This is a genomic window from Anaerotignum propionicum DSM 1682, assembly GCF_001561955.1.
GTDB classification, from domain to species: domain Bacteria; phylum Bacillota; class Clostridia; order Lachnospirales; family Anaerotignaceae; genus Chakrabartyella; species Chakrabartyella propionicum.
In genome coordinates, this window is sequence record NZ_CP014223.1 from 1,427,941 (window position 1) to 1,440,004 (window position 12,064).

At 32.1% G+C, this 12,064-nt stretch carries 16 protein-coding genes; 15 read left to right on the forward strand and 1 reads right to left on the reverse strand.

What is annotated here, in order from left to right; genetic code table 11:
• Nucleotides 1-54: 54 nt before the first annotated feature.
• From CPRO_RS06815 to CPRO_RS06885, 15 genes are all read left to right on the forward strand, one after another.
• Nucleotides 55-387 (forward strand): serine/threonine protein kinase, encoded by a 333-nt coding sequence (locus CPRO_RS06815; RefSeq protein ID WP_236782402.1) that lies wholly within the window; start codon nucleotides 55-57, stop codon nucleotides 385-387.
• On the forward strand, nucleotides 380-697 hold the full coding sequence (locus tag CPRO_RS06820) for a hypothetical protein (protein WP_066049494.1): 318 nt from the start codon (nucleotides 380-382) through the stop codon (nucleotides 695-697). The genes CPRO_RS06815 and CPRO_RS06820 overlap by 8 nt, the downstream gene beginning before the upstream one ends.
• A complete protein-coding gene (locus tag CPRO_RS06825) occupies nucleotides 663-917 on the forward strand; it encodes a hypothetical protein (protein ID WP_066049496.1) in 255 nt (84 codons plus the stop codon). Before CPRO_RS06820 ends, CPRO_RS06825 begins: the two co-directional genes overlap by 35 nt.
• Complete coding sequence (locus CPRO_RS06830; protein ID WP_066049500.1) at nucleotides 917-1,630, forward strand: C39 family peptidase; 714 nt, start codon at nucleotides 917-919, stop codon at nucleotides 1,628-1,630. The genes CPRO_RS06825 and CPRO_RS06830 overlap by 1 nt, the downstream gene beginning before the upstream one ends.
• A 119-nt stretch (nucleotides 1,631-1,749) precedes the next feature.
• The gene (locus tag CPRO_RS06835; RefSeq protein WP_066049503.1) at nucleotides 1,750-2,511 is read left to right on the forward strand and encodes a DNA adenine methylase; all 762 of its coding nucleotides are present in this window, start codon (nucleotides 1,750-1,752) and stop codon (nucleotides 2,509-2,511) included.
• 108 nt (nucleotides 2,512-2,619) lie between these two features.
• Nucleotides 2,620-2,868, forward strand: coding sequence for a helix-turn-helix domain-containing protein (locus tag CPRO_RS06840; RefSeq protein WP_066049506.1), 249 nt, complete (start codon nucleotides 2,620-2,622; stop codon nucleotides 2,866-2,868).
• A gap of 422 nt (nucleotides 2,869-3,290) precedes the next feature.
• Nucleotides 3,291-3,716: a hypothetical protein gene (locus CPRO_RS06845; RefSeq protein ID WP_066049509.1), complete on the forward strand. Its 426-nt coding sequence runs from the start codon at nucleotides 3,291-3,293 to the stop codon at nucleotides 3,714-3,716.
• Between the two features lie 8 nt (nucleotides 3,717-3,724).
• Entirely contained in the window at nucleotides 3,725-5,875 is a 2,151-nt protein-coding gene (locus CPRO_RS06850; protein WP_066049512.1) for an ATP-binding protein, read from the forward strand.
• 53 nt (nucleotides 5,876-5,928) lie between these two features.
• On the forward strand, nucleotides 5,929-7,416 hold the full coding sequence (locus tag CPRO_RS06855; protein WP_066049515.1) for an AAA family ATPase: 1,488 nt from the start codon (nucleotides 5,929-5,931) through the stop codon (nucleotides 7,414-7,416).
• The gene (locus tag CPRO_RS06860) at nucleotides 7,397-8,428 is read left to right on the forward strand and encodes an HNH endonuclease family protein (RefSeq protein WP_066049518.1); all 1,032 of its coding nucleotides are present in this window, start codon (nucleotides 7,397-7,399) and stop codon (nucleotides 8,426-8,428) included. The genes CPRO_RS06855 and CPRO_RS06860 overlap by 20 nt, the downstream gene beginning before the upstream one ends.
• A gap of 119 nt (nucleotides 8,429-8,547) precedes the next feature.
• The gene (locus CPRO_RS06865) at nucleotides 8,548-8,739 is read left to right on the forward strand and encodes a hypothetical protein (protein WP_066053814.1); all 192 of its coding nucleotides are present in this window, start codon (nucleotides 8,548-8,550) and stop codon (nucleotides 8,737-8,739) included.
• A gap of 70 nt (nucleotides 8,740-8,809) precedes the next feature.
• On the forward strand, nucleotides 8,810-9,238 hold the full coding sequence (locus CPRO_RS06870) for a hypothetical protein (RefSeq protein WP_066049521.1): 429 nt from the start codon (nucleotides 8,810-8,812) through the stop codon (nucleotides 9,236-9,238).
• A 130-nt stretch (nucleotides 9,239-9,368) separates the two neighbouring features.
• Complete coding sequence (locus CPRO_RS06875) at nucleotides 9,369-9,707, forward strand: DUF6054 family protein (protein ID WP_066049523.1); 339 nt, start codon at nucleotides 9,369-9,371, stop codon at nucleotides 9,705-9,707.
• Between the two features lie 215 nt (nucleotides 9,708-9,922).
• Nucleotides 9,923-10,531, forward strand: coding sequence for an ADP-ribosyltransferase (locus CPRO_RS06880; RefSeq protein ID WP_066049526.1), 609 nt, complete (start codon nucleotides 9,923-9,925; stop codon nucleotides 10,529-10,531).
• Nucleotides 10,532-10,612: 81 nt separating this feature from the next.
• Nucleotides 10,613-11,743 (forward strand): DUF4268 domain-containing protein, encoded by a 1,131-nt coding sequence (locus CPRO_RS06885; RefSeq protein ID WP_066049529.1) that lies wholly within the window; start codon nucleotides 10,613-10,615, stop codon nucleotides 11,741-11,743.
• A gap of 57 nt (nucleotides 11,744-11,800) precedes the next feature.
• Here CPRO_RS06885 and CPRO_RS06890 read toward each other — a convergent pair whose 3' ends face one another.
• Nucleotides 11,801-12,046: a hypothetical protein gene (locus CPRO_RS06890; protein WP_330383879.1), complete on the reverse strand. Its 246-nt coding sequence runs from the start codon at nucleotides 12,044-12,046 to the stop codon at nucleotides 11,801-11,803.
• Between the last annotated feature and the right edge of the window lie 18 nt (nucleotides 12,047-12,064).

Consider the following 12,064-nt stretch of genomic DNA (forward strand, 5'->3'; position numbering starts at 1 on the left):
TGAGTGGTTCGGAGCATATCCGGGTTTTTTTATTGCAAAAAAGGAGTGATTTTATTGCGTAAAGAGGTGAAGTGCGTGGATGCAGTGGTTTTTGGAATGATTCAAGGGGTAGTGACTGCAATGGGGATTTGGTACCTTCAACGGAAATTAGGAAAGCGGGATGATGCTGCCGAAAAGAGGGAAAAGGAACGGGAGGACATGGAGTACAATCTTTTAACGGCGGTGAATGCTTCCATTGCATTAGGGGAAGCAACGGCAAAGGCAGTGCAGCGGATTCCTGATGCACAGTGTAACGGTGATATGACGGCAGCCTTAAGTTATACCACAACGGTAAAGCATGATCTAAAGAACTTCCTTAACCGGAAGGCGGTGGAGAAGATTGTCTGAGAGGAAAAAACGCAGACGTTTTCGTATTAATGACGATACCATGACAACCATTGTGGTGTCGTCTTTGCTTTTCTGCGTTGCGGTGGTTGTTGCGGGTATGGTTTTAGCTTTCTTCGGAGTGGATGTTTCTGCCATTGTAGGGAATGCCTTGACGGTATTTGGTACAGAGTTGGGCATTTGTGGCGTTATGACCATATTCAACCGCTGGGCGGATAGACAGGATAAGCAAGCGGAGAAACGGCAGGAAAGAAGAATGAGACGGGAGGAAGCGGAGAATGAACGAAAACGAAACGAACAAAGCGCAGGGTAAGCTACAACAAGGGTCGGCAATCTTAAGGGAAAGCACAAAGGTAACAATCCAGAATCTTATGACAGTGAAATCTATCGTTACAATATTGCTGACGGCAGTATTCTCCTATTTGGCCATTGTTGGCCGGATTAGTGGAGAGCAGTTTTTAACCATATTTAGTGTGGTGATTGCCTTTTACTTTGGTACCCAGTATCAGAAAAATAGCGGAGGTGAGGAATAATGAAACCAGTTTTATATATGCAGAATGATCCGAAATGGGCAAGCCACGACTATTCTGCACCGGGAGAAAAGACTACGATTAAGGCGGAAGGGTGTGGTATTACTTGCACCGCTATGGTCATTGCAACGCTTGCCGACAAGAATGTTACTCCTGTTACTACTGCGGAATGGTCAAAGAAGCGAGGTTATAAGGCCAAAGGGCAGGGTACATATTATTCCTATTTCAAGCCCCAGGGAGCGGCTTATGGTATTGAAATTACTATGATAAACAGCAGCAATATTTATGGTTCTCCTGCTTCCAAGTATCACGAGTTGGCAAGGGAAGCAATTGAGAAGGGTGATTTGGTTATCGCTTGCATGGGTAAAGGGAATTGGACAACCAGTGGCCATTATGTGTTGTGGTATGGCATGGAAGGAGGAAAAGTATTAATTAATGATCCATGGTCTAATAAGCCAGCGCAGACGAATGCGGATTTCAATTTGTTCAAAAGTCAGGTGAAGTTTTATTGGGTGGTTAAGGTGCCGGATGAATTTAAGGAGGATGAGAATATGAAAAGATATAACACATTAAACGAAGTACCAAACTGGGCAAAACCTATGGTGAAAGATATGCAGGACACAGGATGTTTTTCGGACAAAAACAAGATGGATCTCACTGATGATATGCTTCGTGCCATGGCTTTTGTGACAAGGTATCTTGAAAAGAAGAAATAAGTTGGAGCTGTCAGCCCCTTGATTCATTCGAGGGGCTTTAATAAAAAAAGAAAAGAAAAAATAAAACAATAAAACAATTAAGTCGGTATGAAATGTTTTATTTAATAGGGGGATGACTTATGGATAGTTTTATTGCTTGGGTAGGCGGAAAGAAATTGTTAAGAAAAGAAATCGTAAATAGATTTCCTGAAGATGGATTCAAAAAATATGTGGAGGTCTTTGGTGGTGCTGGATGGGTATTATTTTATAGAGATAAGCATGCCGAAAAAGAAGTTTACAACGATATAAATTCAGAATTGGTGAACCTATTTAAAAATGTAAAATTCCACCCGGAAGCGGTAGCAAAGGAGCTTGAGTTTACATTAAGTGCAAGAGAAGTTTTTGAACAATACAAGATGGCGGATGTTAGCCAAATGACAGAAATCCAACGGGCGGCGAGATATTTATATTTGATAAAGCTTTCGTATGGTGCCACCGTTCGCTCCTTTGGGTGCAGAGCTAGAGAAACAGTGGATTTGGATGTACTGCATAAAGTAAAAAAACGTCTGGATGGGGTACTTATTGAAAATAAAAGTTTTGCGAAGTTGATTCCTTCCCAGGATAGAGAAGGTACTCTGTTTTATTGTGATCCGCCTTATCATAATACAGAAAAATATTATGATACCGGGGAGGACGTTTTCAATGAAGAAATGCACATATTGTTGAGGGATACACTGAAAGGAATTAAAGGGAAGTTTATTTTATCGTATAACGATGATGAATTTATCAGGGAGCTTTATAAAGATTTCGTGATTGAAGAAGTGGAGCGGTCTAATAATTTAAAATTGGTCATGGGGGATGGAGACGCACGGTATAAAGAATTGATTATCAAGAATTTCTAATTTTTTTACACACTAAATTACTATATGGGTAATTTTTTGACAAAAGTTGATACTATATTTCTATTACTGTAATGCAGTTATATATCCAGTACGAATGGAGGCAGACAGGTGATAAAGATATACCTATCAACTATTTTAGAAAGGGATGGCATGACTCAAATTGAGCTTTCAAGAAAAACGGGGATTCGGCCAGCCACTATAAATGAACTTTTTAATGAAAAAATAGAACGAATTAACTTGGAGTACCTAAGTAAAATATGTGAGGCTCTTGATTGTCAAGTGGAGGACTTACTTCAATACATACCAGATGAGGAATACTATAAGTATAGAAGAAGGCCCCAGAAGAAAAAAGTCTAGGATAATATTTAGGTCTAAACAATGATTAGTAAAAACCCTCTTAGAGGGTTCTATTTTTTTGTGGAAAATTGTCGATAATTAGGCAAAATAAATAGAAAACAGGTAATACAGGAAAAAACCTATTGATTATTCTGAAAATACTGGTAAATTATAGCCAAAAGTGTATAATTATGTTAGTAAATCATTTGATTTGGTTGTGGGTACTTATTTAGGGTATTAGGTATTATGGACAACCTGTTATAGCAATAATAGGCAACTCAAATCCTACAGGATTATGATAATAGAGTCACTGATAGTGTCCCTCAATCACGTCGGATATATTGAGACTTTATCTTTTCAAGGCGGAAAATTCGATGGGCAGGAAAAGTTTTCTCACCCGAACTAAACTAGATATATAATAAAGTATTAAAGGAGATAGTATTATGACAATTTTAGAATCAACTTTAAATTTTGTAGGAGCCAGTATTGCAAGTGGCATAACTTGGGATTTATTAAAAACTTTGGGGACTGAAATATTGAGTAAATTTAAACTGAAATTTATATCAGAAAAGTATTTTAAAGATGAAAATCAATGCGATGCGTTTTTAGAAATTATAACAAACAAGGATACTTTTAACGACAAGAAACCACTTAGAGATGTACAAAATGTTTATGTAGATATAACGGAAAATGAAACAATAAAATTTGTTCAAGAATATGAATTATGGCTTAAAGAAAACAAAGAAGATTTTGAAAAACTTATTTTGAAATTTTCTCAAACTGCATCAGTTAATATTGGAAATCAAACCAATACTGGTTCAGGCAATATAATTAATACTGGAATTTGGAATGGAAATATAGGGAGATAATGTAAATTATGGAAAGAATATATAATACAGGTAATTGTACTATAGCTACTCAGGAATTACACGAAAACTCAACAGCTATTAATGCCGGTACATATAATAATATTATTTTTGATGACCCATTTAGATATTATTCGGAAATAAAACTAAAACAAAACTCAGAACTTGAAAATAAATTGAAACTAATTGAATTATTTATTCAAAAAGACATTTTAAAAAAAAGATTTTTAGGAAGTAGTGCTAAGTATGAAGAGCTGATGGACGAGGTAAATAATTCTGAAATTTCAATATCTTCTTTAGATGATGGGTATAAGTCAATAATATCCTGTATTATAAATGTATCCCAATATTTTAAATATCCACCTAACAATGAGGGATATTTATATGTAAATGGGAATGATTATTTGCTTGCAAAAATTACCGTAAATGGATTATCAATTTCTTATTCGGATACTATTGAAACATATCAACTTTATATCGAGACAACAAAATTTGCTGAAGAATTAATAAAAAAAATTATTCCATATATTCGCTGTGCAACAACTTATGGCAATTTTTTTCAGTTTGGAGATATATTTATAACTAAAATAGGCAAAGTGCCATTTATTCCGAAAGAAGTTGTATTTAGTGTATCCAATGATATAATTCCCAATTTAATCAAACCATTGTATGGAGATAGTCCCGAATGTGGTTTGCGAGAGATTATTCAAAATGCGTGCGATGCAACTAAAGAATTACCAGATGTGAATTTGCTAGATAAGCACATAGATCTGATTGTTGTCAAAAATGAGGACAAAACAGTATTAACTATCAGAGATTATGGTATTGGAATGACAGAAGATATTTTATTAAATAAATATTTTGTTATTGGAGAAAGCTCAAAAAAAGGAAATACTACAAATCTAGTTGGTCAGTTCGGAATAGGTGCATTAGCCGCTTTTCTTCTTGGAGATAAAATTGCGGTCAAAACTAAGCATTACAAAAGTACATCAGTTTATACATTTGATTATGAATTAACTTCAAAAAATAATAACTCTATTGCTGTGTCAATAAAGGAAGATGAAGACTTTGCATGTGGCACAGAAGTAAGTATAGTTTTGAAAGATTCTTTATCTAAATTAGATCAATCTCATTTTCAGGATGAGTTAAAAATTAACGAGTGGTATGTATTACCTGATGTTGCAATAAATTATTTTTATGATGGTGAGAAGCAGAAAATCGTATCTTTTGTAGGACAAGATTATCTTTGGTTACCTCTATCAGATGATAATAAATACAATATTAGCTATTTGGATAAACCTAATACTATACTTAATAAAGGTTTTCAAATTATCTATAATGGATTGATGGTTCCTGAACCCTACAATCCGGCATCAACATATCTAAAAATGAAGCCTTATATAGCGGTATCTTCATCATCGCATGACATCAGCTTAAATTTGGAGAGAAGCAAGATTGAAAGTGGTCTTGATTTAATAAAAAAACCTCTTGAAGCCGAACTTATAAGCAAGGGTCTAAAAATTCTTGTGAAAGAAAAAAATAATATTATAGGCGAAGATGGTACTATTTTAAGTACGACTTATAACAATGAATATATAAAAGATATTCCACTATTTTTTACAAATGAAGGGTTTGGCATTCTGAATTCAAACTATTATATCAGTGATTTCATTGAAGTATATGGTTATAATGGGCATCCTAAACTTAGATTAAGTGACTTGGACTCTAATAAAAAATATATTTTTAACACTTTCACACCAGATAAATCTTCTTTAGCAACTTTGATCGAAGTCGCAAATGGTGTTGTAGTAGATAATGAGGAGATTAAACGTTATTTTTATAATGCTATAAACTTCAATTATGGTTTTAAAACTGAAACTATGAAATACTTATATAAAAACGCTTTTTCACAAATCTACGCTGAATCTTTAAATGCACAAAAATTTTGGGAACAGCATAATGAAAGAAAAGAGAGGGATTTTGAACAATTTTTTGATGAACCCCAAAATATTTGTTTATATAAAAATATGCCAAATTATGATTTTATGGATGAGATAAAAGAAAAAACAAATGGAACTGTTGTAGCTTATTTTACTTATTTAAGATACACATATTGTGATAGTCGTTTTGATATTGGAATAGTTTCTGGAACTAAAGCCTAAAGAACTCTAATCTTGAAATGAATAATAGGCTAATAACACTAAAGGGGTAAAAAATGCAAATAAAAAACTTATATATCAAAAATTACAAAAAATTCAATGACAAACACATTATATTTCGAAGTCAAGAAGCAACTCAGTTTGAAAAAAGTATCTATGGTAACATGAAAGTAACATTATTTGCAGGTTTGAATGGATCAGGAAAAACGACAATTCTTAGTTTTATTGTTTTAATATTTCGTTATTTACAGAGATTCAGAGAGAGAGTTCCTTGCGACTATATGATTAATTATGAAATAGAATTAGATAAAATATATGATATAACTTTAAAGAAGGATAAAGATAAAATATATTTTATAAAAGACAACAACTCTTTTCTTTTAAAAGAATATGACATAAAAAAGAAAGACTATATTACTTTATCTGTAGATAACATCATGCAAATAGATTACGATGAAATGCGTAAATATCTTCCAGGCAATATAATATCTCTTGGGTTTGACGTAGATTATCCGCAGAAATATTCATTTAATTACGTAGGAGATCGACTGGTTCAACAATTTCAGTTAGAATCTGTTTATGCTAAAGGAAGCTATGGATTGGATTTAAGCATTGGTATAGTTAATTTTTTTTATAGCTATATTCAAAATCAAGATTTTCATAATATAATAAATGATTTGGGAATTAGTTTGAATAATACTATATCTATTTACAATGATTTTTATAGTGAGTTTCATATGCAGAATTATGATTACGAAGAATATAAGAGTACTATGAGTTTTTTGAATGATAAAAGCATTACCCCTGAAGAACGTAAAGAAGCAAATGAGTCCTTTGACAGAAATGTAAGTAATGAAATAAAAGATGCTATCAAAAAGTTAAAAAAGTACACCAAAGAAAAAGATGATAGAGTGTTTTTTGACATAATTAGGTTCCTTAGTGATGGTGAAAAAAACTATGATATACTATGTTACCTGTGTAACTCTAGATCTATATTCATAAATGATTTGTCAATTATAAAGGATGATAAAGCGATATCTATAATTGGAATGAGTACCGGAGAAAAAACATTTCTTTTTAGATTGTTTTACATTTTATCAAGAGTATGTGATAATAGCATCATAATATTAGAAGAACCAGAAACTCATCTTAACTATGTATGGATACGACAGCTTATGCCTATATTCATTACATTATTTGAAGGTTATGATATACATTTATTAATTAGCTCACATAGCCAAACGTTTATAAATATGCTATTTAAATCTCAAATTCTGTTAATAGATAATAACGATATTAGTAATCCCTGTATAAATACCTTTATGGCAAATGAAAGCGTTATAAATCATATGCTTTTTTCTCATAATACTAACTACAATGTAATGGAGAATAATGTTATTAAACAGATAAAAAAATGTAGAAATAAAGATGATCTTTTATGCTTACTTGATGAAATGGGTGAATCATTACTTAGATTTCTCATCTATAAAGAATATAAAGACTTTAATGGAGATGAGCCTACAAATGTGGAAAATCACAAATAATTACAATATGAATATATTAAAAAATTTTGACAGTTGTATAATAGTACCATTGTTCAATGAGTTACTACATTATAAAAAAATCAATTTTAAAAATTCCATAATGGAGTATTTAGAACAAGATGATTTATATGATATTGATAACAGAAAAAACTTAAAGAAACTACTGAGATTAAAGCACGATCAGACTTCATTGTTTATAATAATTGATAAATTATTAAAAGATATTTCTTTCAAAAGGTTACAAAGAGTATTTTTCATATATAAATACCAGAATTCACTTATTAATAGACATATATATAACGTTCCTTTATTTCATTTACCTAAGCAAATTAAGTTAATTTTTACGGATTATTTTTATGATGAATTCTTTGCTAAACAAACCATATGGAATATTATCAATAAATCAACTAAAAGTAAATGTTTCACAAGAGCACAATTCCATGACAATTTTAAAGAAGAGAATAGAATACATGTTTGCCCTTATTGTGATATAGATACTACATATAATATTGGAAATAACCAAGTTGAACATTTCCTTCCCAAATCAAAATATCCTCTATTATCAATGAATGCATACAATCTTGTATCTTCTTGTATCGCATGTAATTCTACTTTTGAAGGAAAATCAGATAATTTATTAACACCAATAATTGCACCTTATACAAATCAAATCGGGGATTTAATTAAGTTTAGTATGGAAATAAAAACTCAAGAAATCAAATTAGAATCGGATATAAAAGAAGTAAACAATTTTATTACTTTACTCAACTTGAGAAAAAGATATTCGAATAAAAATGTGTATGAAAATGTATTTATTAAAGGTGAAACATTATATTCAACAATACTAAGTAATAAAGCACTTGGAAATGATATGTCAGAAGAAGAAATAAAGGACTATATTAAAAATATGAGTTTCCTTAAGCCTAAGTATGATCCAATGTATTTTGCAATCACATATATTTATAGCGATTATGATAAATATAAAGAGTTTGTAGCAGAAAATATAACTTAAGATAATGGCTCCATTTTTTAAGAACGTTTAGCAAATTCTAATTTATTACGCTAATCAGTTTTGGATTATGTTAATTGCCCATTATGTTTATATTATTTCAGAAATTAAAGGTGATTGATTTGAGAAAAGAATTTGAGATTCAAGGTTGTGTAGAGGTTGCTGCTGATTTGTCACAAGAAGTATTTTGGAATAAATTTATTGGTTTCATAGAGGCTAACGATTGGACATTTGGTGGAGGAATTAACGAGATTGTCGACGGCTTTTATATAAACTCGGATGGCACTAAGGGAAGATATGTTCTTAATGAATAAAATGAGTATATCCAGCACCCCTGTGGTTGATAGGAGTTGCTCATTATGTTTATTTGACGGAGGTGTATTTGTGAAAAAAATGAAAATTATTATAGGAACTTTGACTTTATTTCTGATTATAAGTTTGTATTTTAATTTCAAGACGGAACTTCCTATATACTCATTAAATATTTGTATCCCATTCAAAGATGGTGGGGGTTACACTGTAGATAGCGTCATTGATACAAATAATAATAAAGAAGCTTACTTGTATCTAATGAATGTACTGGAAAGCTACTCTAATACGGCAGTAGATAGAGGAACACTCCCTCCAGTCCCTGATTTGATTATCACTAGGAACATTCCTTCCATGGGAATTACTTCAGGCATGTATGGAATTTTCTTTGAAAATGAATTATCGTATGTCATAAAGGGAACAAAGTATGAAGGACAACAAATTTATCAATTTGATAAAGAGTCAACAAGTAGAATATTGGAAGCAACGGGGTATCAGCTATAAACAATATCATTTTGTGTAAGATCATGAGCATAATCCGTAGTGGATTCAATTACGCATTATGTTTAGTAGCCGAATTCAATTGTTGGTAATGTTTAGAAAGCTATTGTATTGTTTAGAAGGAGGAAAAGAAATGGCAAAATATGAAAAGTCTGTGCAAGGGGATTTTGATAAAATAGTCGAACAACTAGATGAAGATATATTTAAAAGTGGGGTAAGCGTAAACTTGGTAGATAAAAGTAATTACCAGAGCGAAAACGTTAAAATGGCTGTTCGAGTATACGATAAATATTTTATGCGAAATAGCAGTAGAGCAAGTTTAAGTGTGACGATTATTGATACTGGAACAGAAGTATTTATATCTGCTATTGGTGCTGGGGGCGGCAGTAGCGCAATTTTTAATTTTAGCTTAGGAGCAGAAAGCGAACTATCAGAAGTTGTTGCGAATAGCATCAGAAAAATGGGACTATAATTTTCTGGGCTATGAGTTTTTTATGAAAAAAATCGGGTTAAAAAGAGAGATTAGGAAATTTATAAATTTGAGCATACCTCGAGGTAAATCCAACTTCATGTTATGTTTATGATATGAATCAGAATGGTTCGGGGGTTATTATTGAATTTATGCATTGTTTATACTGTGGTGGAATCAGTGATAGATTTATCTTTTAGAGAGGATAAATAATAATTATGGACGATTATAGAGTGTTTACACATCATGAAGCAAAAAAATGGGGGTTAGAGAATTATGGGGATTGGCTTGTGAGGTTACAAAACCAAGACTATCAACCTTGTACGGACAAAGAAAAGTTTTTTAGGAAGTATACTCAAGGTATACACTATGTCTTTAATAGATTACTGCGCGATTGTAGTATAGATACATATGATTTTAAAGACAGTTGCATGTCTAAATCGATGTTTGAAGACAGTATTTTAGATATCAAAGATCATTATTTAAAAGAGAATATCGTTGTTTATAGATATGTTGATAAAACATTGTTAAAAAAGATGAAGACATGGAGCTGGGCAAAAAATATTAGACAGAAATCAATTCTTGTTGACAGGGGCTTTTTTAGCACCACACTTTGCCTAGATAGTGTAAGCGATAGGCATTATGCAAATCGAAAAGGCACGGTACTTTTAGAAATTTATGTGCCCAAGGATACTGCTTGTGTTTACTTAGATTTAATATCAGATATGGATGAGAATGAACTTCTTTTTCCGCCGAATACAAAAATACGTGTAATTCGTAAAGAATTGTTCAAGGGGCGTATTATTTGTAAGATGGAATCAACTTAATGGATACGCATTTAAAGTAAATTTGACGATAAAAAGCTGAAAACAAGGTTTTATTATTTATGATGAAAGAGAGGCTACAATATGTTTGTTGTAGATAAAGAGAAAAACCAAGCATTACCTCTTTGTAAAAAAACATTTTCCGAGTTGAATTTTACTGAAAGAAATCATCTTCAAGAATGGATTGATCAGGACACTTCAATTTTGGGGGAGAATTTACTTATCATACAAAAAGAATTTAATGGATTCTCAGATACATTGGAGCGTTTAGATTTGCTGGCGTTAGATGAGTCTGGGCGATTAGTAGTGATTGAAAACAAACTGGATGATTCGGGTAAGGATGTAGTATGGCAGGCTTTAAAATATGTTTCCTACTGCGCCAGTCTTTCCAAAAGTGAAATACGTGAAATTTTTCAAAAATACCTTGATCGCTACAAAGATGCTGGAGATGCGGGAGCATTAATTGCAGAATTTTATAAATGTTCCGATTTTGGCGAGGTAAAGATCAACACTAGTGATAGCGATCAGCGTGTCATTTTGGTGGCAGCAAACTTTCGAAAAGAAGTAACTTCTACCGTTTTGTGGCTTCAAAGCCATAATGTCGATGTTAAATGTATTCGTGTAACTCCTTACCAAATGGGTCAACAAATTTTCTTAGATACTGAACAAATCCTTCCGCCTCCTAGTACAGAAGAATACCAAATTCGACTCGGAATTAAAAAGCAAGAAGAAAATATTGCTCGGGAAGAAGCAACAGAACGACACCATTTACGCTATTCATTTTGGTCCAATGCTATTCCCCAGTTAGTGTCTAAAACAGGGCTGTATCAAAATGTGTCTGCAACAAAAGATAATTGGATCAATGGTGCCAGCGGACATACAGGAATCGGCTTTAACTCTATCATATTATTAGATGGTGCGAGAGCAGAAATTTATATAGGTAGATCTTCAAAGGAAGAAAATAAAAAAATCTATCAAGCTCTATATCTACAAAAAGATAAACTGGAGTCTGAATATGGTAAACGATTAAAGTGGGATGAATATGAAAATAAAACAACTTCCAAAATTTCTATTTCCATGGATGGTGTTAGTTTAGCAAATCAAGAAGACTGGCCGAAGATGATAGATTTTATTGCTGAGAATATATCAACACTAGTTAAAGTTTTTAAAAAGCCACTTGATGAAGCATATAAAGCACTTGCATATGACGAATAATGAGCAATAGAATATCGATTAACTTTGGTTTGAAGTGTAGCATATTTAAATTTTCGCCTAACGTTTAACCTCTACGAACCATTTTGGTTTTTCATAAAACAAATATTTTTCTTTGCCGTGTATCCGGCATAAATATCGTATCCCTTGGCCGCCTGCTTTTAAACTGGCGGCTCTTCTTTCATCTAAAATTTTATCAATTGAATAAATAGTCCCATCATCCCATTTTAGAGATTTTGGAATCATCTTACCATCAATATTAAATTCAACGACTACCTCAACATAGACTTTATCATAATTATCCAAATGAATCCCCTCTAAAAA